This window comes from Halorubrum sp. SD41 (assembly GCF_058630335.1).
Genome location: NZ_JBZVGZ010000038.1, coordinates 1 through 20,303, shown reverse-complemented (window position 1 = coordinate 20,303; position 20,303 = coordinate 1). Strand labels below are relative to the sequence as shown.

Here is a 20,303-nt window from a genome sequence, read left to right as displayed (position 1 = left end):
CCGCGTCGCCGGAACCGCCCGAATCGACGCCGTAGACCGTCGCCAGCCGCTCCGTGAGTCGGTCGTATATCTCCCGGAACCGGGGGTCGACGTCGGGGTTGATCAGCTCGCGGGACATCGCGTCGCGCACCGGCTCGGGGACCGCGGTCGGTCCCGGCGTCATGAGCATACGCCTCGGTTCGGCCGGCGATATATAAACGGTCCGCGGGCGGACCGGTCAACGGTCTCGGGACGGGGCGGTCGAGAGCCCCGGCCTGCGACGGGCGGGCCGACATCCTCATATATTTCTGTCGCCTGCGTTCCGGTACGATGATGCTTCCGACCCACGTGCTGGCGGGGATGCTGCTCGCGGCCCCGCTGGCGCGGGCGGCGCCGGAACTCGCGCCGGTCGGGTTCGCCGCCGGCTTCCTGGGCGGACTCCTCCCCGACCTCGACATGTACACCGGCCACCGGCGGACGCTCCACTACCCGGTCTACTACTCCGTCCTCGCCGTCCCGGCGCTCGTCGCGGCCGTGGCCGCGCCGTCGGCGCTCACCGTCGGCGTCGCGCTCTTTCTCCTCGGCGCGGCGCTCCACAGCGTCTCGGACATGTACGGCGGCGGCTTGGAGCTCAGACCGTGGGAGGGGAACTCCGACCGCGCGGTGTACGACCACCACCGCGGGACGTGGATCCCGCCCCGGCGCGGCGTCCGGTACGACGGCGCCGTCGAGGACCTCGCGCTCTGCGTCGGGCTGTCGGTCCCGCTGCTCGTGCTGGTCGACCCCCCGATCCGTGCGGTCGTGTTCGGCACGCTCGCGATCGCGGTCGTCTACACCGTCCTCCGCCGCCGGCTCGCGGAGATCGCGGCGGCCGTGATCCCGTTGCTTCCCGCAGCGTTCGACCCGTACCTCCCCGAGCGGTACCGGTGAGGCCGCGGCGGACGAGCGCCACCCGACCATCGGACCGACGCGCTTACTTTTCCCGCCTCGTTTGACCAGACAACAGTCCGCGCCGGCGGCCGATCCGATCCCGGCGCGCCGAACCCACCATGCAACAGTACCTCGACCTCGTCGACGACGCGCTCTCGACGGGCACGTACAAGCCGAACCGAACCGGCGTCGACACCATCGCGACGTTCAGCGGGCAGTACACCGTCGACCTCGCGGAGGGGTTCCCGCTCCTGACCACGAAGAAGATGGACGGCTACCGGTGGAACTCGCTCATCCACGAGGTGCTGTGGTACCTCTCCGGCGAGGAGCACATCCGGAACCTCCGCGAGGAGACGAAGATCTGGGACGCGTGGGCCGACGAGGAGGGGAAGCTCGACACCGCGTACGGCCGCTTCTGGCGCCGGTACCCGGTGCCGGACGAGGACGCCGCACTCCCCGGCGAGACGTGGCCCGACGACGCCGACCGCTGGGTCACCGTCGAGGAGGACGCCGACGGGACGACGCGCCGCACCTTCGACCAGATCGGGTACGTCCTCGACACGCTCGAGGAGAACCCGCACTCTCGCCGGATGGTCGTGAACGCGTGGCACCCGGCGAACGCCGCCGTCTCGACGCTGCCGCCGTGCCACTACACCTTCGTGGTGAACGTCCAGGACGGTCGGCTCAACCTCCACCTCACGCAGCGCTCCGGCGACATCGCGCTCGGCGTCCCGTTCAACATCGCGGCGTACGCGCTGCTCGCGAACGCATTGGCCCAGCGGACCGACTTCGAGGTCGGCGAGTTCGGCCACACCGTCGTCGACGCGCACGTCTACTGCGGCCGCGGCGACCGCGGGAAGTGGTACGCCAACAACCTCCGGTACGTCCAGGAGCGGCTCGCGAACGTCGAGCGCAAGGGCGACTACCTCGACGTGAAGAGCTGGGTCGAGCGCACCGCCCCCGACGAGCCGAACGGCCAGGAGGGGTACGACCACGTGCCCGGCCTCCTCGAACAGCTCTCGCGGACGCCCCGCGACCGCCCGCGGATCGAGATCGCGGACAGGCCGCTCGACGAGCTGACGTACGAGGACGTCGAAGTCGTGGACTACGACTCAGCGGACGGCATCTCGTTCGCGGTCGCGGAGTGATGCCGGGCGCCGATTCCGACGCGACCGACTCCGCCGACCCGAACCTCGTCCTCGTCGCCGCGGTCGCGGAGAACGGCGTGATCGGCGACGGCGGCGGGATGCCGTGGCACTACCCCGCGGACCTGGCGCACTTCAAGCGGCTGACGACCGGCCACCCGGTGATCGTCGGCCGGAAGACGTACGAGCGCATCGCCGACCGGATCGGGGGCCCGCTCCCCGACCGGACGAGCGTCGTGTTGACGACCCGCCCGATCGGCGACGACGACCTCCCCGAGGGCGCGGTCGTCGCGGGCGACCCCGAGACCGCGCTCGAACGCGCGACCGCGGACGCCGCCGACCGCGGCGTCGACGCCGTCTACGTCATCGGCGGCGCGACGGTGTACGAGGCGTACCTCGACCGCGCCGACTGGATGGTCCTCACCGAAATCCCCGAGCGCCCCGAGGGCGACACGCGCTTTCCCGACTGGGACCCCGAGGCGTGGGCCGAGCGCGAGCGCGAGACCGACGGCGACCTCGCGTTCGTCACCTACGAGCGGCGCGACGGGGACTGAGCGCAGGGGCGCGGGCGAAGTGAATGCCGCGGCGCGGAGGGAGTGGCGCGCAGCGGCCCACCACCCCGATCCCGACCGCGCTCACTCGATGAACCGCGACTCCATGTCGCCGGACGGCATCAGACACTGGTCCTTCTTCCCGAACCAGCGGTACCGGTTGTCGGCGACCAAGTCGTAGACGCGGTCGCGGAGCGCGGCGGGGACGTACCGGAACGGCGAGAGCAGCCGGTAGCGGCCGCCGAGCCCCGTCGCAATCTGGATGATCGCCGACGACTTCACGTAGCTCTCGCCGTCCTCGATCAGGACGATCGACTCCAGCTCGTCGGTCGGGAGGTCGTGTTCGGCCAGCAGTTCCCGCCCGACGTCGGACTGTAGCGAGGCGAACCGGTACTTCCCCTCCGGGTCGCGGGGGACGACGAACTGGACGAACCCGCTACAGAGGTTACAGACGCCGTCGAAGAGAATTATCCCCGCGTCGTCCGGAATCTCCCGCTCCATTACCGGTCACGCTTGGGCGGCCGCGAAGTTCAGGATTCCGGTCGGACGGCCACCGAGACGTGAGCCACCGTTTCACCGTACCGAAGGCTTATGCCGTTTTCAGAGTTGGTCCAACAAAACGGGTACAGCACTATGAATCGAAGTCCCTCCCTCGTAACGCTCAGATCGCGGCTCTCGGCCGCCGTTCGTCGTCTCTCAGCGATCGTCGCCGCGCGAAACTCGGTGGACCTGCGCGCGCTCGCCGCCTTCCGGATCGGGCTCGGAACGCTGCTGATCGCCGACCTGCTCCGTCGCTCTCGCTCGCTGACGGCGTTTTACACCGACGACGGCGTACTCCCGCGACGCGCGCTGTTCGCCGACTACTCGGGGACGTACTCGCTCCACGCGCTCTCCGGCGAGCCCTGGGCCGTCGCGTCGCTGTTCGCGGTCGCGGGCGTCGTCGCCCTCGCGCTGGCCGTCGGGTACCGGACGCGGCTCGCGACGGCCGTCTCGTGGCTGCTGTTGCTCTCTCTCCAGGCCCGGAACCCGATGGTGTTGAACGCGGGCGACGCCCTCCTGGCGATGCTGCTCTTCTGGGGCGTCTTCCTCCCGCTCGACGCGCGCTGGTCGGTCGACGCGATCCGACGAGCGGAGGCCGAGAGCCCCGGCGGCGACGCGACACCTGACGCCGAAGACGGCGACGCGACACCTGACGACGCCGGCGGCGCGGCATCTGACGCCGAAGACGGCGACGAGGACGACTCGGCGCCGGAAACCGCCCCCTCGCCGGGGGGCCCGCACGGGACCGCCGTGGCGACGGTCGCCTCGCTGGGCGTGCTCCTCCAGATGCTGGTGATGTACGTGACGAACGGCCTCCACAAGCTCGAGGGGGAGCTCTGGATGGGCGGCGAGGCGGTCGCGTACGTCATGCAGGCGGACCACTTCACCTACCTCCTCGGCGACCACGTCGCCGCGTTCCCGACCCTGTTGCGAGCGGCCACGTACGCGTGGGTCGCGCTGCTTTTCGCCTCGCCGCTTTTGATCCTTCTCACGGGATACGCGCGCGCGGCGGTCGCCTCGCTGTTCGTCGGCATGCACCTCGGAATGGCGGTCACGATGCGGATCGACCTGTTCCCCCTCATTTCCGTCGTCGGCTTCGTCCCCTTCTACCAGACGCCGGTCTGGGACGCCGCGGCGCGCGCGGTCGACCGGTACGGCCCGGCCGCGGCCATCGACCATTGGCGTGAGCGCCTCGAATCCGCGGGGAGAGCGATCGCTTCGCTCGACGCGTCGGTTCCGCGACCGACGCGAAACGACCGCCTCGCCGGCCTCGAAGCGGGCATCCGCGCGGGAGTCGAGCGCGGCCGCCCGCTCTTCTCGACGGTCATTCCCGTCTTCTTCGTCGTGTTGATCGTCCTCTCGAGCGCGCAGTCGGTCGGCTACGGGGAGGTTCCGGACCCCGGCGAGGAGGTCTTAGAGACGGTCGAGATGGATCAGCACTGGCAGATGTTCGCGCCCGAGCCGATCCGCACGACCCACTGGTTCGCCGCTCCCGGCGTCCTCGAGAACGGGAGCGAGCGGGACGTGTTCCGGGACGCCGCGGTCTCGCTGGACCGACCGCCGGACGTCGACGCGACGTACCCCACCGCGCGCTGGCGGAAGTACCTCACGAACGTCGAGTCGACGAGCAACGAGAAGCACCGCTCGTACTTCGCGAACTACCTCTGCGGGGAGTGGAACCGGACGCACGCGATCGGCGTCGAGAACGTCACCGTCTACCACTTCTACGAGCGGACCGACCCGTACAACGGGACCGTGCTGGCCGACGGTCGGTTCGGGCTGATCGAGTACGACTGCTCCGGTCAGTTCGTCCAGAACGAGTGACCGTCGCTCACTCCGTGAGGAACGTCGTACCGCGGCCGATTCGAGTCTGGTAGGCGCGCGCTTCGATGCCGGCGCCGGCGAAGGCGTCGAGCATCTCGGCGGCGACGCCGCGGCGGTCGCGCTCGCGGCAGGCCGCGATCACCGCGGGGCCGGCGCCGCTGACGGTGACGCCGGTCGCGCCGGCGTCGAAGGCGCGGTCGCGCACGTCGTCGTAGCCGGTGATCAGGCGGGCGCGCTCGGGCGTGACCACGGGGTCGCTCATGCCGAGGCCGACGAGGTCGGGGTCCGAGCGACACATGCCGATCGCGAGCGTCGCGGCGTTTCCGACCGTCTCGACCAGCTCCTCCATCGAGGCGCTCTCGGGGACGACCCGGCGCGCGTCGCGGGTCGAGACCGCCACGTCGGGGAGGCAGACGACCAGCGGGATCGCGGCGTCGACCGAACGGGTTCCCTCCGCGGTCGTCACGGTGAACCCGCCGAGGATCGAGGGAGCGACGTTGTCGGCGTGCGCGACCCCGGAGACGACGGCCTCGCCCTCGGCGGCGATCGGGACCAACTCCTCCCGGGAGTGTCCGCGGTCGTACAGCCGGTTGAGCGCGACCGCGGCGCCCGCGGCGCTCGCGGCCGAGGAGCCGAGCCCGGAGGCCGGGCGCACGCCCTTGTCGATGTGGATCCGTGCCGGCGCGTCGAGCGCCTCGACGACGGCGCCGACGGTGTTCTTCTCGGGGTCCTCCGGGATGTACTGCGCGCCGACGCCCGTGACCTCGATCGTCGTCTCGGCCGCCTTCTCGACGGTGACGACGTCCGCCGGCCGCGAGAGCGCGGCCCCGAACACGTCGAAGCCGCTCCCGAGGTTCGCGCTCGTCGCGGGGGCCCGTACCGTTACCATGGCGGGGAGTGTCTCCCGGGGGGCAAAAAGGAGCGGGATCGAACAGAACGACGAACGCGGTCGCGGCCGGCGGAGGGAGAGGGGAGAGAAGGAGGGGCGTCGAGGACGGTTCGGTCGGGCGTTCCGTTCGGCCGCGTCAGCGGGCCATCGTCCACAGCAGCGTCCCGACCAGGACGAGCGGGATGCCGAGGAGGATGAACGTCGGCGGCATCGTCGTGTACGGCGCCATCAGGAAGACGACCCCGAAGACGGCCAGGATCGACGCGATGACCTTCTGTGACTTCAGCGGCGCAGCCCCTAGAAGCGACACGAGGAGCCCGAACAGGACGATGTGCCCGAGGTGGTAGTCGAGCAGGAACGTGTCGATGACCAGCGGCGAGAGCATTCTTGGCTGGAGGTGTGAGCGATTCGCGCATTAAAGTTCCGTTTCTCGCGGCTCGGCCGGCCCGCCGCGTGCCGATCCTATAAGGGGCGTCGGCGCGACCGGGGACCGTGCGACTCGTTCAGGTCATGATTCCGGCGGGCAAGCGGGCGGCGGTCGTCCGCGCGCTCGACGACGAGGGGGTCGACTACGTCGTCACCGACGAGACGAGCGGTCGGGAGTACACCGCGGTCGCGACGTTCCCGCTCCCGACCGCCGCCGTCGAGCCGGTCCTCGACCGACTGCGGGAGGCGGGGATCGACGAGAGCACCTACACCGTCATCGTCGCGGCCGAGACGGTCATCTCGCGGCGGTTCGAGGCGCTCGAAGCGCAGTACGAGGAGGAGGCCGACCACGGGGGCGACCGCATCTCGCGCGAGGAGCTCCAGGCGAAGGCGGAGGGGCTCGCCTCCGGACTCGGGACGTACGTGCTGATGACGGTCATCTCGGCGGTGATCGCCACCGCGGGGCTCCTGCTCGACTCGCCCGCGACCGTGGTCGGCTCGATGGTGATCGCGCCGCTCATCGGGCCGGCGATGTCGGCCGCGATCGGCACCGTCGTCGACGACGAGGCGCTGTTCCGGCGCGGCGTGCGGATGCAGATACTGGGCGTGACGGTCGCGATCCTCGCGGCGACGCTGTTCGCGTTCGCGCTGCGCTCGCTCGCCTTGGTCCCGCCCGGGCTCGACCCGCTCGAACTCGCGGAGGTGTCGGAGCGGGTCGCGCCGAACGTCCTCGTTCTGGTCGTCGCGATCGGGGCCGGCGTCGCGGGCATCGTCTCGCTGATGACCGGCGTCTCGGCGACGCTCGTGGGCGTGATGATCGCGGTGGCGCTCATCCCGCCCGCGGCCGCGGTCGGCATCGGGATCGCGTTCCAGATTCCGCGGCTCGTGATCGGCGCCGGCGTCATCGTCGCGGTGAACGTCCTCTCGATCAACCTCTCGGCGCTCGTGGTGCTGTGGTACGAGGGGTACCGGCCCCAGCGGTGGTTCCGCGAGGACGAGGCGCGCGCCGCGTTCCTCAAGCGCGCCGCCGTCCTGGCCGTCGCCATCGCGCTGCTCTCGGTGTTCCTCGGCGGCGTGACCTACGAGTCGTACGTCGCCTCGACCACCGAGGCCGACATCCGCGCCGCCGCGACCGACGAGCTGACGGCGATCGACTCGGAGTTCGAGCTCCTCGAACTGAGCGTCGAGCGCACCGGGACCGTCCCGCCGCTCGAAACGGACCGGGTGGTGGTCACCGTGGGGGTACCGCCCGGCAGCGCCGTGGAGGGAATCGCGCCCGCGCTCGACGGCCGGATCGAGGCGGCCGTCGACCGCGAGGTCGCCGTCGAGGTCCGCACGGTGACCGTCGAACGGGCCTGAGCGCCCCGCCGGCGGGTTCCGCCGATCGCCAGCCGTTCGCTCGGTTTTCCCCGCGTGACCGGAAGAGCAAGTGACTTTTACCGGGCCGCCGTGGCCTCCGCCAGTGACGGACTCAGAGCAACCCGACGACGACTCGATGCGTGAGGTCGTCGAGCGGTCCCGGAGCGGCGCGCCCGCGGTCGGCGAGGCCGTCCGGGACCGGTTCTCCTCGGACGAGGTGTTCCAGCGGATCATCGCGGCCGCGGACGAGGAGGTGACCTCGGGGAGCCGCGAGCTGTTCTTCAGCGGGCTCGCCGCCGGGTTGGCGATCACGATCACGTTCATGCTGTACGCGTCGCTGACCGCGGCGACCGACTCCCATCCCGTCTTGAGCGTGCTGCTGTACCCGCTCGGGTTCATCTACATCATCATCGGCGGCTACCAGCTGTACACCGAGAACACGCTACCGCCGGTGGCGCTCACCCTCGAACGACTCGCGAGCCTTCCGACGCTCCTCCGCCACTGGACGATCGTGCTCGCGGGGAACTTCGTCGGCGGCGGGATCGGTGCGCTCGTGCTGTCGTACGGGGGCGTCTTCACGGGCGACACCGTCGACGCGGCGCGGTACATCTCCGAGGGAGGGTTCGGCGTCGGCACCGTACCGCTGTTCTTCAAGGCCGCGATGGCGGGGCTCGTCGTCGCCGGCGTCGTCTGGGTCGGCTTCGCCTCCACCGACTCCGTGAGTCGGATGCTCGTCGTCTACCTCGCGTTCCTCGCGATCCCGCTCGGCGACCTGTTCCACGTGGTCGTCTCCTTCACCGAGGTCCTCTACCTGTTCTTCGAGTACAGCATTCCGCTCTACGGCGCCGAGATCAGCCTCTACTCCGGGATGGTCGGGTTCGTGGTCCCGGTCCTGCTTGGGAACACCATCGGCGGTGTCGTCTTAGTCACGCTCGTCAACTACTTCCAGACCAGCGAGGAGCGCCTCGAAGAGGCGCGCTTCGAGGGCGTCAGCCGTCGCCTGACGGTCCCCGAGTGGGTGTTCGGCCGCGCGGCCGGTCGCTCGTACGTCCCCATCTTGGACGCCACCGAGGCGACGCTGTTCGCGGGCGAGGGGTACCGGATCATGGTGCCGATCACGAACCCCCGGACGGACGGCCCGATCGTCAGGCTGGCGGCGCGGCTCGCGAGCAGCCACGAGGACGGGGTCGTCCATATCGTCCACGTGGTTCAGGCGCCGGAGCGCATGTCCCTGTCCTCCGGTGACGCGGGCCAGCGGATCGCGAACGTCTCCGCGCAGGGAATGGCCGACCTCCGGTCGACCGCGGCCGAGTACGACGTCGACGTATCGACCTCGACGGTGGTCTCGCACCGCTCGTTCGAGGAGGTGTTCAACATGGCCCGTCGGACCCGCCCGGACGCGGTGCTGATGGGCTGGGGCGACGACCAGCTGTGGAGCGCCGCCCGCGCCGAGCGCCCCATCGACGAGCTCACCAACCAGCTCCCCTGCGACTTCCTCATCCTCAACGAGCACGAGCTCGACACCTCGCGGGTCCTGATCCCGACCTCCGGCGGTCCGGACTCGGACCTGAGCGCGGAGGTCGCGAAGGTGCTCGCCGACACGGCCGACGCCGACGTGACGCTGCTCCACGTGGTCGACGGGCCAGAGAACAGGGGACAGGGTGAGCTGTTCCTCGCGAACTGGGCCGAGGAACACGGCCTCGAAGACGCAGAACTCGTGGTCGACGACGGCGGCGACGTGGAGGCGGGAATCTGCGACGCGGCCGCCGACAAGACCCTCGTCATCATCGGCGCCACCGAGAAGGGGCTGCTCTCGCGGCTCGTCTCGGACTCGCTGCACCTCGACGTGATCCACGACGTCGACGCCTCGGTGCTGCTCACCGAGCGCCCGAGCAGCCGGTCGCTGCGCGAGCGGCTGTTCGGCTCCGGCCGCCGCGCGACCGACGTGTCGGGCGGCGTCGAGCGCGATCCGGAGCGGTCCGAGGGAACCGACGTACGGTCCGCCGAGACCCGCGACGGCGCCGGTCGCGACCCGGACGACGGATCTCCCGACGGCGGGTCCGATGCCGCCGCGGACGCGGCGGTCGACGAGGTGACCGAGGACGATGCGGACGGCGCCGACGCCGACGAGACGGCCGAGAGCGCGGACGACGGTCCCGAGGACGAGCAGCCGCACCTCGACGAAACGTTCATCGCGGACCACGACGAGGCGGACGAGGAGGCCGCGGACGAGGCGGACGACGACGCCGACCGCGGCGACGACGCGCGATAGCGAAAACGGCTCTTTGCGCTATCGGCGTTTTATAGGTACCCGCCGTCGATCGGGCGGATATGGACAGACGACTGACGGCACTCATCGGCATCGCTGCGCTCGTGGCGCTCGCCGGCTGCGCGGGGATCGCGGGGACGGCCACCCCGACGGACGGCGGCGACGAGACGGGACTGGAACGGAGCATCGAAGTGACGGCCGCGGGCGAGGCGACCGCAGCCCCGGACCGCGCCACGCTCCGCGTCGCGGTGACCGCCACCGGCGACGACGCCGCGGCCGTGCGCGACGAACTGGCCGCCGGCGAGGAGGAGATCCGGACGGCGCTGACCGACTGGGGGCTCGACGAGGACGCGATCCGGACCGAGCGGTACGACGTGCGCGAGAGCTACGAGACCCGGGACGACCCGAACCGGACGCGGTACGAGGGCGTCCACCAGTACGCGATCGAGCTCGACGACGTCGACGCCGTCGGAGAGGTGATCGACGTCGCGGTCGATGCCGGCGCCGACCAGGTCCAGCGTATCCAGTTCGGGCTGAGCGACGAGCGCGAGCGCGAACTCCGCGAGGAGGCGCTCACGGCGGCGATGGCGAACGCCGACGACGACGCGGCCGTCCTCGCGAACGCGAGCGACCTCGAAGTGGTCGGCGTGTACGACGTCTCCACGGCGCAGTCCGACCCGACGCCGTTCATCGCCGAGAGCTTCAACGCGGCCGCCGGCGGCGACGCGGGCGGCGCCTCCACGAGCGTCCAGACCGGCGACGTGAGCGTGCGCGTCACGGTGAACGTCGTGTACGAGGCGACGCCGGCCTGAGGCCGACCGGGGACGTATCGATCTCAGGGCGCTTTTGTACTCCCGTTTTCGGACAGTTTACTACCTGAAAAAGACGATTGATGGGACGGCTTCTTGATCGAGTGCGGGAGTAGGTATCGCAGATCAGCGGTGGCGGGAGTATATTTAAAAGGCGATGAGCGATAGCGACGATCGCTTATAAAAGAACACCGCGGTGCGGTGGCGCGCCTGCGAGCGGCCGAAGCGAAGCGGAGGCCGCGAGCCAGCCCGCGAGGGAGTCGCTGGCGCCGGGGGGGCGCCAGGGACGGGGGTGGGGAGGGGGGAGGCTGTGGGGGGCTGTGCGGGGGGGGGCTCAAAGGGGCAGGGCAGGTTGGGCGGGGTTGGGGGGGGGGGAACACAAGGGGGGACCGCGGGAGGGGGGGGGGGGGGACAAAATGAGCGGGGCGCGCCCCCCAAGGAAACGCGGGCGGGGAAGCCGCCGGTGACACCGCAGGAACGAGCGACGCGAGTCACAAGGAGCACAGCGAGCGTCCGCCCGCCTCGACGGCTGGGGCTTTGGAGGCACTCACCGCGGTAGTGTCAGTCACTTATAAACAGCCGACAACAACACCGCTATTCTACTTATAAACGGCTTCACTCACGACGTACTACACGTACTCCCGTGACTACTCCCCGTCGCGCGTCGGGAGGTCGGGCTCGTAGCCGACCGCGTCGACCGCCATGTCGAGGACGTCCTCGACGTTCTCCCCTTCCGTGACGCTCATCGTCGCGTCGACGGACTCCGCCTTCACCGCCTCGAAGCGGTCGTGTTTGTTCGCCACGGTGAGCAGCGGCACGTCCGCGCCGAACAGCTCGCGGACCTCCTCGCGGAGCTCCAGCTGGACGTCGAGGGGGTAGCCGCAGTCGCCGGAGGGGTCGATGACGAAGACGACGGCGTCCGCGAGGTGTTCGAGGGCGCTCACCGCCTGCCGCTCGATGTCGTTGCGCTCGTCCTCGGGCCGGTCGAGGAGGCCGGGGGTGTCGACGATCTGGTACCGGACGCGGTTCCGGTCGAAGTGGCCGATCTGGACGCCCTTCGTGGTGAACGGGTACTCCGCGATCTGGTTCGACGCGCGGGTGACGCGGTTGACGAACGAGGACTTCCCGACGTTCGGGTAGCCGGCGACGACGATGGCCGGCTCGTCGGGGTCGATCTCCGGGAGCACCTTCAGCTGGTCGCGCGAGTCGCCGATGTACCGGAGGTCGTCCTCGATCTGGTCCATCACGTCCGCCATGCGCGCGAACGCCTGCTTGCGGTGTTTCCGCGCGGTGTCGACGTCCGAGTTCCGGATCTTCGTCGTGTACTCGTCGCGGAGGTCCTCGATCTGGCGGCTGGCCCACATCACCTGCGAGAGCGCCTGTCGGAGGCGGTCGACGTCGACGATGGCGTCGGCGAGCTCGTAGTAGAACGGGTCGACGTCGAAGCCGAAGTCCGGCCACGAGGTGACGACGTTCTCCAAGTTGTCCGAGAGCACGTTGCCGGCGGTCCGGAGCATCGACTCCTGGGCGTCGTGCCCGCGCTTCGCGCGCCCGGCCCGCGCCGCCCGCGAGAACGCCTTGTCGACGAGTTCCTCCGCGCGCGGAGTCGTCGGGAGGCCCTCAAATATCATGTTGCCCCGACTTGACCGCCGACGCGTATAAGACCGTCCGTTTGCGGACCCCCGCGACACGGCGGCACACGGTCGAACGCGCCGACCCTCGGGTACGGAGCCGTTCCGTCGCCGCGGACTGCGAGGGCGATGAACGATCGTTATCTTCACCACGCATATTTCGAGACGTTCTTATGCTTCAAGAGAATATCGCGGCGCATGGCACGCTCGTTCACGCCGACGGCGTACGAGGACCTCGACCCGGACCGTCGCCCGAGCCTGGCGGCGGCGCTGGTTCCGGTCCTCGCCGTCGTCGCGTTCCTCGGCATCGGCTCGGCCCTCCTGGGCCTGGACCCGCACCCGCCGCTCCTCTGGAGCATCGCCTTCGTCGGCGCGTTCGGGCTGTGGCTCGGCTACGACTGGGACGACCTGTTCGACGGCATCGCCAACGGCCTCGTGATGGGGCTCCAGGCGATCCTCATCATCTTCACCATCTACGGGCTGATCGCCACGTGGGTCAGCGCCGGCACCATCCCGAGCCTGATGTACTAGGGCTGGAGGTGCTCTCGCCGACGACGTTCCTCCCCGCGGCCGCGGTCCTCGCCGCCGTCGTCGCGTTCGCGATCGGCTCCTCGTGGACCACCGTCGGGACGCTCGGCGTCGCCTTCGTCGGCATCGGCGCGGGGCTCGGCGTCCCGGCGCCGATGACGGTCGGCGCGGTCCTCTCGGGCGCGTACGCCGGCGACAAGCAGTCGCCGCTCTCCGACACCACGAACCTCGCGGCCGGCGTCACCAACACCGACCTGTACGGTCACATCCGCCGCATGCGGACCGGCACCGCGATCGCCTTCGGGCTCGCGGTCCTCGGCTTCGCCGCGCTCGGCCTCCGCACGAGCGGGGCCATCCCGGCGGGCCGGATCGCCGAGATCCAGGGCGGACTCACGGAGACGTACGCGATCACGGTCGTCGCGTTCGTCCCGCTCGTCGTCACCTTCGGGCTGGCGCTGCGCGGCTACGCGGCGCTCCCGACGCTCGTCGCCGGCGTGTTCGCCGGCGCGTTCACGACCATCCTCCTCCAGGGGACCGGCTTCGTCGCCGCGTGGGAGATATTCATGTACGGGACCGCGCCGGAGTCGGGCTCCCAGACGGTGAACGACCTCCTCGCGACCGGCGGACTCACCGGCTCTGCGTGGACGATCACGGTCGTCGTCGCCGCGCTCTCGCTCGGCGGAATACTGGAGCGCACGGGCGTCCTCGCGGTGCTCGCCCACGCGTTCACGTCGGCCGTGCGGAGCCCGGGCGCGCTGGTGGCGGGGACCGGCGTCTCGGCGATCTTCATCAACGCGCTCACCTCCCAGCAGTACATGAGCATCGTCCTCCCGGGCGTCACGCTCCGGAACACCTACGACGAGTTCGGGCTCGACACGGACCAGCTCTCCCGCGCGGTCGAGGCCGCCGGGACGCCGACCGGCGCGCTGTTCCCGTGGCACGCCGGCGCCGTCTTCATGGCGAGCGCCACCGGCGTGCCGACGCTGGAGTACGCGCCCTACTACCTGTTCGCGTTCCTCTCGCCGCTCGTGCTGTTCGCCATGGCCGCGACCGGCTACACGATCGACGTGGGACCGCTCGCGGCCGACGCCGATCCGGGCGAGACCGCCGCGCCGACTCCCGGAAGCGACGACTGAGCCCCGGACGGCCGCCTCGGTCCCGCTCGGGCCGACCGGTCCGTTCGCGGAACCGAGCGCCTCGTTCGCGATATCGACTGTTCCGTTCGCGATACCGAGCGCCGTAACCGGATCCGTTTTGTCCCGCGGGACACCGAGTCGGCCCATGTCCGAGCGGTGGCTGTACGCGTGGGGGCTCGCCTCGGTGGCCTTCGGCGGCGCCTCGCTCGTCGTCCCGCTGTACGTCGTCGACCTCGGCGGCGGCCCGTTTGTCCTCGGCATCCTCGCGGCCGTCGCGGCGCTCGTCGGCGTCCCCGGCGCCCTCTGGTTCGGTCGCGCCGCCGACCGCACCGGCAGGCGGCGAGGGCTCGTCCTCGCCGCGCTCGCCGGCGCGACCCTCGCGGTCGCCGCCGTCCCGCTCACCGACCGGATCGCTGCGGTGATCGCGGCCAACGCCGTCGTCTGGTTCGCCTTCGCGGCCGCGACGCCCGTCCTGACCCTGCTCGCGGTCGCGGACGCGCCCGAGGCCGCCTGGAGCGAGCGGATCGCCGACCTCAACCGGTATCAGGGGATCGGCTGGGCGCTGGGGCTCCTCCTCGGGACCGCGTGGACCGTCGGCGGGGCCGCCGTCGCGTCGCCGGCGGCCGCCACCCGAACGCTGTTCGCGCCGCTCGCGGTCGCCGCCGGGCTCTCCTGTGTCGCCGCCGCCCGGACGCTCCCGGCCGACCCGCCAGGCGACCTGACCGAGGGCACCGCCGCGTTGCCCTCGGGGAGCCGCGTGCGCCGCGCCATCCGCCGCGCCGACCGGTTCGCCGTGCGCGGCGCGACGCTCCCCGGTGCGCTCGCCCGGACCGACTTTCGGGGGCTCGATCCGCGACGCCTCGCCGCGCGCTTCACGCCCGCGCTCGCGGCGTACTTCCTCGCCGCGCTCCTGTTTCTCTCCGGATTCTCGGCCTTTTTCGCGCCGCTGCCGGCGTTCCTCACCGAGATCGGGTTCGGCTCCGGCGGCACGTTCGCGCTGTACCTAGTGAACAGCGTCGCGGCCGCGGTCGCGTTCGGGACCGCCGGCCGCCTCGCGGCCGAGCGGAACGTCGTGCGGCTCCAAGTCGGCGGGCTGGTCGCCCGCGCGGTCATGCTCCCCACGGTCGCGCTCGTCGGCGCGGCGCTCGGCGCGAGCGCGCTCGGGTTCGTCGCGGTCGGCGTCGCGTTCGCGGCGGTCGGGCTCACGTGGGCGGTGATCGCGGTCACCGCCGGCGTGCTCGTCACGCGCCTCGCGCCGCCGGCGATCCGGGGCGAGGCGCTCGGCGCGTACGCGGCGCTCGGAGCGCTGGCGGGCGGAATCGGCAGCGTCCTCGGCGGCTGGCTCGCGGCGGTCGGCTACCGCCTCGCGTTCGGCGTCGCCGGCGCGCTCGTCATCGCGGGCGCGGCGGTCGCGCTCGCCGTCGGGCGCCGAGTCGACGGCGGCGGGTCGGGCGCAGTGCGGTGACTCGCCGGGGAGCGCGCCCCCGCGTTCGACACGTTTACGCGCCCGCCGCGCCGTCCGTTCCACATGAGTCTGGAGGTCGCCGTCGCCGCCCCGTTCAAGACCCGGGCCCAGGACCGGCTCGGCGAGGGGGAGTTCGTCGTCGCGCTGTCGCTGGAGCGAGAGTGGTTCTCGCCCGACCAGGCGAAGCGCCTCGTCGACGTCGCCGTCGGTCGCGGGCTGCTGGCCTCGGAGGACGGCGATCTGGTCCCGCAGTTCGACCCGGCCGAGGTGACCGTTCCGGAGGGGTTCGCCCCGGACGAGTCGGTGCTCCGCGAGCAGTCCACCTTCGAGAGCGCGCTCGACGCCATCGTGGCCGCGGGCGTCGAGAAGCAGCGCGCGGTCGCCGCGATCAACGAGCGACAGCGCGCGCTGGCGGTTACCATCGAGGCCGCCGCGGTCCTCTACGCCCGCGAGCAGGGCGCCGCGGTCGACCGCCTCGCCGCCGACGTGCGCGAGGAGCTCGCCGCCGCGGCGGGCGACGGAACGGCAGATCAGCGCGCCGCCGACGATTCGGAGGCGGCCTGAGATGGTCGCGGACCGCCTCGCCGACGGCGTCCGGATCGCCGAACTGCTCGCCTCGGAGGTGACCGGCAACGAGAGCGACCTCCGCGGGCTGGCGGTCGTCGACGCCGACCGCGAGGTCGAGCCGACGGCCGACGGCGCGCTGGCGTACCGGATCGCCCGCGAGGAGTCCGGAACGGACGAGGACGCGACCGAAACGGTCGCCGAGGTGTACGTCCAGCCGGACCGCGCGCGGATCGAGGCAATCGCGGCCCCGGACGCGGCCGCGGAAGCGGCGAGGGCGGTCGACCTCCGCGCGCGTCCGAAGGCGGTTCACCCGCCGCGCACGCTGGTGTTCGTCGAGGACGGCGCGGGCGTGAAGCGGGCGCTCGCGGTCCTCGAAGCGGTCGGAAACGCGTCGGGCGAAGAGTAGCCGGCGGCCGGCGTCGATCCGGTGAACTACCCCTGCCTACTCGCCGCCTTCGGCGGCTCCTTGAGGCAGGGGCTTCCTGCTTCCACGACACGCTTTGCAGGAACCGGGGTAGTTCCCGCAGGGAGCGCAGTCTCCACAGGCGTTTCTTCGGAGTGACCCACTCCTAGTTCGGTGAGTCCGCGAGAGAGAATGTTCCACGCTGCGTTTGCGTCTCTGTCTGCCTCGAAGCCACAGGCAGGACAGGAATGTTCTCGAACCCACAGCGGTTTGTCGGTTTCGACGCCACACTGAGCGCACTCTTTGGTGGTGCCATCTGGATCGACTTCCACGAAGTGCGTGCCTTCCCGTTCACACTTCGTTTCGAGCATGTCGGTGAAGGTAGTCCACGCAGCTGACGCCGTGTTGCGGCTGTTTCGCGGCGATTCGAGCATCCCTTTGACCTCAAGGTCTTCGACGGCAACCAGTTCGTACTCCCGAGCGTAGTAGTTCGAGAGTTTGTGTAGGAAATCATTCCGCTTGCGCTTGATGGCGAGATGGCACTCAGCGACGCGCCGACGTTGGTTCTCCCAATTGTTCGACCCACGCTCTTTCCGGGAGAGTTTCCGTTGCTCCCATTCGAGCCTGTCACGTTCTTTGGAGAGGTCGAGTGATTCGACCGCTGTGCCGTCTGTATCGTGGGCATACTTCAGAATACCCACGTCAATCCCGACCATCTCGTCAGTGTCAATATCCTCCAGCGGTGGCTTGGCTGGCGGTTCTGTGTCCATCTCGATGCCGAAGATGGCGAACCACTCGCCAGTTTTCTCCTTTTTGAGCGCGACTTGCTTGACCGTAGCGTCGTCAGGCAGCGGTCGGTGGAACTCGATGGGGATGGCTGCGAGTTTCGACAGTGACAACACAGTCTGCCCACTCTTCTTGTCGAGTTCGAAGCCAGACTGGTTGTACGTAAAACTGCGAAACTCCCGAGGTGACTTCCACCGAAGTTCACCGACTTTGTAGCCCTGCTCTTTGAGGTTTCCGAGAGCTTTGACGTTCTTGGCGACCCGCATGACGGTGGGCTGGAGTACCTTCGAGTAGACATCAGTGAGTGCATCCCACCAGTCTTTGAGATCGGGAAGCTCGTCACGGATTTTGCGGACACGCTGTTTGACGGTACCCTCGTCTTCGGGGATTTGGTTGAAGCGGTACAGGGCGTGGTTATAGAGTTGTCTACAGGTATCGCGGTGGTAGTCCAGCGTCTCGCGCTGGTCTTCTGTCGGCTTGAGGCGATACCTGTAGTTGTAGTTCATCGGCTACTCGTCAGGCTCAGAGGTTCTGACGATTTTCACGTCTGCGCCACGCCACCGTTTTGGGACGAGGACGTGTGCGCCGTTGCCAGTGGCTTTCACCTCGCCGTCGATGACTTCGTGGCCTCCGATTTCGTGTCTATCCATCACCTGTGTTTAAACTCTGTTTCAACATAAGTGTGTCGGTGCGTTGGCCTGTGGGTTAGGAATAGAACAGTGTATTGACGATGATGACGGCGGTGTATCCCCTCCCTACTGCGCTACTCGGCCTTCGGCCTGCGTTGCTCCTTAAGGAAGGGGGCTTACCGCCTACATTCAGCTAAAAAAGAGCCCCGTCGCGCGGTCGTCGACTACTCGGGCTGCCCGCCGTCGCCGACGGCGACGTTCGGACCGGCACCGGCCGCGGGGTCGGCGTCAGCGCCGGTGACGTCGAAGTCGCGGACGAGCGCGCCGAGCCGCTCGGCCTGCTCCGCGAGCGAGCCGGCCTCCGCCGTCGCCTCGTTCATCGCGGTCAACTGCTCGTCCGCGGCCTCGGCGACCGCGTCCGCCTCGTCGGCGGTCGACTGGCTGATGTCCGCGACCTCCTCGGCCATCGAGACGGTCTCCTCCGTGCTGGCCGCCTGGTCGTCGGTGGCGCGGCTGATCTCGCGGATCCCCTCGCCCGCCTCCGCGGCGTTGTCCGACACCCGCGCGAACGCGTCCGCGGCGTCCTCGACGGCGTCGGCGCCCGCGGCGATGTTCTCCTCGGCGCTCCGGACCGCGTCGACGGTCCCCTCGGTCTGCGACTGCGTAGCGCCGATGAGCTCCTCGATCTCCGTGGCCGCGTCCTGGGTCTCCTCCGCGAGCTGTTTCACCTCGTCGGCGACGACCGCGAAGCCGTCGCTCCCGCCACCGCCGCCGCCGGCGCGGGCCGCCTCGATGTTCGCGTTGAGTGCGAGCAGGTTCGTCTGCTCGGCGATGTCGCCGATGAGGTCGACGATTTCGCCGATGTCCTCCATCCGCTCGTCGAGCTCCTGGACGGTCTCCGCGGCGTCGTCGAGCGCCTCGCGGGACTCCTCGACGCGGTCGATGGCGGCCTCGGCGGTCTCCTCGCCGTCGTCCGCGATGTCGGCGGTCCCCTCGGCGACCTCGACGACGGTCTCCGTCGAGGAGGCGACCTCCTCGATCGTCGCCGAGAGGTCGTTCATCTCGTCGGACACCTGCCGGAGCATCTCGCGTTGCTCGTCGGCCCCCTCGGCGATCTCCGTGACCGACTGGCTGACGGCCTCGCTCCGGTCGGCCGCGGTCTCGACGCCGTCGACCGTGTTCGCGCTCGCGGTCGACACCTCCTGAGCGAACGATCGGACCTCGCCCATCGCCTCGTCGATGTCGTCCATCATGCCGTTGAACGCCTCGCCGATCTGCGCCATCGCCTCGCTCTCGCTTTCCGCGTCGAGCCGTACGGTCAGGTCCCCGGCGGCCGCTCTGTCCATCGCGGCGCTGTAGTCGTCGGCCTTCGTCTCGAGGTGGCTGTTCAGCCGCTCGACCTCCTCGCGGCGCTGTTCGACCTCCGCCTTCGCCGCCTCGACGTCCTGTATCTCCGACTGCTTCCGCTCGGCCAGCTCCAGCTGCTCGCGCGCCGCCTCGCGCGACTTCTCGATCGAGTACCAGTTGACCATCAGCGCGCCGGCGAGCGCGAGGACGAAGACGGCGTGAATACCGCCCCAGACGATCGGGTTCTCGATCGCCGCGGTGTGGTTGTAGACGAGGCTTGAGTCGATGAGGCTGAACGCGCCGTGGCCCACCGCCACGTACGCGACGCCGACGGCGAACGGGAGCCAGTCCTCGTACAGCGCGAGCACCCCGATGAACACGAAGAAGCTGAAGTGCGCCTCGATGTACCCGCCCGACAGCTTCACCATCGCCATCGAGACGGTCATGAGGCTGAACGCCGTGAGCACCGTCCGCTGGCGGCGGCCGAGCCGCGACCAGTTCGCCAGTCCCGCGGTGCCGAGGATGACGGCGACGAACCCGCCGAGCATCCACAGCGGCGTCGCCGGAATCCGTGCGCCGGTGATCGATTCGGTCCCGCTGTACAGCCCCATCGCGATCAGCAGCGGCACCTGTATCACGGTCGCGATCAGGATGTTCCGGTGGCGCGGCGCCCACATCTCCTCCGGCATCGAGGTTCCGTCCGGGATGTACCGGATCACCTCCCGAACGCTCCCCGCTACCCCACCCGATTCGCCCGCGTCCACTCCGGTCGCAGTCTCTGCCATGCCCGACGATTGTCGTATCTTATTAAAGAACATCGCCTCTAACTATTATCGCTGATACCGTCGTTTAGCGCGCTGAGCAGTGCTAATAAACTGATCGCGTCCGACCCGCGGAGCGCACAGTACCCGCGTATTTTGCTGCTTTCACGACAAAAGCCGAACAAGTTCGGCGATCGGAGGGCCGACTCCCCGAACTCGCCCGGCCGGACGGGCGGCGACGGCGTCGCCCGCGCGGCGGCCGGCCCTTATAACCCTCCCGCTCGCCGCCCGGCTCGGGGGCGCCGTCCGTGCCTCGCTGAGAACCACGC

The 20,303-nt window shown here is 69.9% G+C and carries 17 protein-coding genes and 2 pseudogenes; 11 read left to right on the top strand and 8 right to left on the bottom strand.

Annotated elements, in window-relative coordinates; translation table 11 throughout:
* Window positions 1-169: pseudogene (locus AC4NMM_RS14520) on the bottom strand (pyridoxal-phosphate-dependent aminotransferase family protein); the annotation flags it as partial.
* Between the two features lie 143 nt (window positions 170-312).
* Here AC4NMM_RS14520 and AC4NMM_RS14515 point away from each other — a divergent pair.
* The 3 genes from AC4NMM_RS14515 (at window position 313) to AC4NMM_RS14505 (ending at window position 2,608) form a co-directional block, all read left to right on the top strand.
* Window positions 313-909, top strand: a complete 597-nt coding sequence (locus AC4NMM_RS14515) for a metal-dependent hydrolase (protein ID WP_172863980.1) — start codon at window positions 313-315, stop codon at window positions 907-909.
* A gap of 119 nt (window positions 910-1,028) precedes the next feature.
* Window positions 1,029-2,057: a thymidylate synthase gene (gene thyA, locus AC4NMM_RS14510; protein WP_096395377.1), complete on the top strand. Its 1,029-nt coding sequence runs from the start codon at window positions 1,029-1,031 to the stop codon at window positions 2,055-2,057.
* On the top strand, window positions 2,057-2,608 hold the full coding sequence (locus tag AC4NMM_RS14505; protein ID WP_491924584.1) for a dihydrofolate reductase: 552 nt from the start codon (window positions 2,057-2,059) through the stop codon (window positions 2,606-2,608). Before thyA ends, AC4NMM_RS14505 begins: the two co-directional genes overlap by 1 nt.
* An 81-nt stretch (window positions 2,609-2,689) precedes the next feature.
* On the opposite strand, the gene AC4NMM_RS14500 is transcribed toward AC4NMM_RS14505, so the two are convergent.
* On the bottom strand, window positions 2,690-3,106 hold the full coding sequence (locus AC4NMM_RS14500) for a thiol-disulfide oxidoreductase DCC family protein (RefSeq protein WP_491924583.1): 417 nt from the start codon (window positions 3,104-3,106) through the stop codon (window positions 2,690-2,692).
* Between the two features lie 132 nt (window positions 3,107-3,238).
* Here AC4NMM_RS14500 and AC4NMM_RS14495 point away from each other — a divergent pair, with 132 nt between their 5' ends.
* Entirely contained in the window at window positions 3,239-4,969 is a 1,731-nt protein-coding gene (locus AC4NMM_RS14495) for an HTTM domain-containing protein (protein ID WP_491924582.1), read from the top strand.
* Between the two features lie 7 nt (window positions 4,970-4,976).
* Here AC4NMM_RS14495 and AC4NMM_RS14490 read toward each other — a convergent pair whose 3' ends face one another.
* Together AC4NMM_RS14490 and AC4NMM_RS14485 are read right to left on the bottom strand one after the other, a co-directional pair.
* Window positions 4,977-5,858, bottom strand: a complete 882-nt coding sequence (locus tag AC4NMM_RS14490) for a homoserine kinase (RefSeq protein ID WP_096395385.1) — start codon at window positions 5,856-5,858, stop codon at window positions 4,977-4,979.
* Between the two features lie 136 nt (window positions 5,859-5,994).
* Window positions 5,995-6,243 carry a DUF8006 family protein gene (locus AC4NMM_RS14485; RefSeq protein WP_096395387.1) on the bottom strand — a complete coding sequence of 83 codons (249 nt, stop codon included), beginning with the start codon at window positions 6,241-6,243 and terminating at the stop codon, window positions 5,995-5,997.
* A gap of 125 nt (window positions 6,244-6,368) precedes the next feature.
* Here AC4NMM_RS14485 and AC4NMM_RS14480 point away from each other — a divergent pair, with 125 nt between their 5' ends.
* The 3 genes from AC4NMM_RS14480 to AC4NMM_RS14470 all read left to right on the top strand — a co-directional run bounded on the left by AC4NMM_RS14480 (window position 6,369) and on the right by AC4NMM_RS14470 (window position 10,724).
* Entirely contained in the window at window positions 6,369-7,643 is a 1,275-nt protein-coding gene (locus AC4NMM_RS14480; RefSeq protein WP_491924585.1) for a TIGR00341 family protein, read from the top strand.
* A gap of 103 nt (window positions 7,644-7,746) precedes the next feature.
* Window positions 7,747-9,915, top strand: a complete 2,169-nt coding sequence (locus tag AC4NMM_RS14475; protein ID WP_491924581.1) for a formate/nitrite transporter family protein — start codon at window positions 7,747-7,749, stop codon at window positions 9,913-9,915.
* 59 nt (window positions 9,916-9,974) lie between these two features.
* Window positions 9,975-10,724 carry an SIMPL domain-containing protein gene (locus tag AC4NMM_RS14470; protein WP_096395391.1) on the top strand — a complete coding sequence of 250 codons (750 nt, stop codon included), beginning with the start codon at window positions 9,975-9,977 and terminating at the stop codon, window positions 10,722-10,724.
* Window positions 10,725-11,368: 644 nt separating this feature from the next.
* On the opposite strand, the gene AC4NMM_RS14465 is transcribed toward AC4NMM_RS14470, so the two are convergent.
* Entirely contained in the window at window positions 11,369-12,352 is a 984-nt protein-coding gene (locus AC4NMM_RS14465) for an NOG1 family protein (protein WP_491924580.1), read from the bottom strand.
* 198 nt (window positions 12,353-12,550) lie between these two features.
* Here AC4NMM_RS14465 and arcD point away from each other — a divergent pair.
* From arcD to AC4NMM_RS14445, 4 genes and pseudogenes are all read left to right on the top strand, one after another.
* A pseudogene (gene arcD, locus AC4NMM_RS14460) lies at window positions 12,551-14,016 on the top strand (arginine/ornithine antiporter ArcD).
* Between the two features lie 145 nt (window positions 14,017-14,161).
* Complete coding sequence (locus AC4NMM_RS14455) at window positions 14,162-15,481, top strand: MFS transporter (protein ID WP_096395395.1); 1,320 nt, start codon at window positions 14,162-14,164, stop codon at window positions 15,479-15,481.
* A gap of 63 nt (window positions 15,482-15,544) precedes the next feature.
* Complete coding sequence (locus AC4NMM_RS14450) at window positions 15,545-16,045, top strand: DUF2240 family protein (protein WP_172863963.1); 501 nt, start codon at window positions 15,545-15,547, stop codon at window positions 16,043-16,045.
* Between the two features lies 1 nt (window position 16,046).
* Entirely contained in the window at window positions 16,047-16,454 is a 408-nt protein-coding gene (locus tag AC4NMM_RS14445; protein WP_491924579.1) for a DUF7993 family protein, read from the top strand.
* 26 nt (window positions 16,455-16,480) lie between these two features.
* Here the strand turns inward: AC4NMM_RS14445 and AC4NMM_RS14440 are convergent, their stop codons facing one another.
* The 3 genes from AC4NMM_RS14440 to AC4NMM_RS14430 all read right to left on the bottom strand — a co-directional run bounded on the left by AC4NMM_RS14440 (window position 16,481) and on the right by AC4NMM_RS14430 (window position 19,998).
* Window positions 16,481-17,743, bottom strand: a complete 1,263-nt coding sequence (locus AC4NMM_RS14440; protein ID WP_491924578.1) for an RNA-guided endonuclease InsQ/TnpB family protein — start codon at window positions 17,741-17,743, stop codon at window positions 16,481-16,483.
* Between the two features lie 3 nt (window positions 17,744-17,746).
* Window positions 17,747-17,887, bottom strand: a complete 141-nt coding sequence (locus tag AC4NMM_RS14435; RefSeq protein ID WP_491924577.1) for a DUF2080 family transposase-associated protein — start codon at window positions 17,885-17,887, stop codon at window positions 17,747-17,749.
* 203 nt (window positions 17,888-18,090) lie between these two features.
* Window positions 18,091-19,998 carry a methyl-accepting chemotaxis protein gene (locus tag AC4NMM_RS14430; RefSeq protein ID WP_491924576.1) on the bottom strand — a complete coding sequence of 636 codons (1,908 nt, stop codon included), beginning with the start codon at window positions 19,996-19,998 and terminating at the stop codon, window positions 18,091-18,093.
* Between the last annotated feature and the right edge of the window lie 305 nt (window positions 19,999-20,303).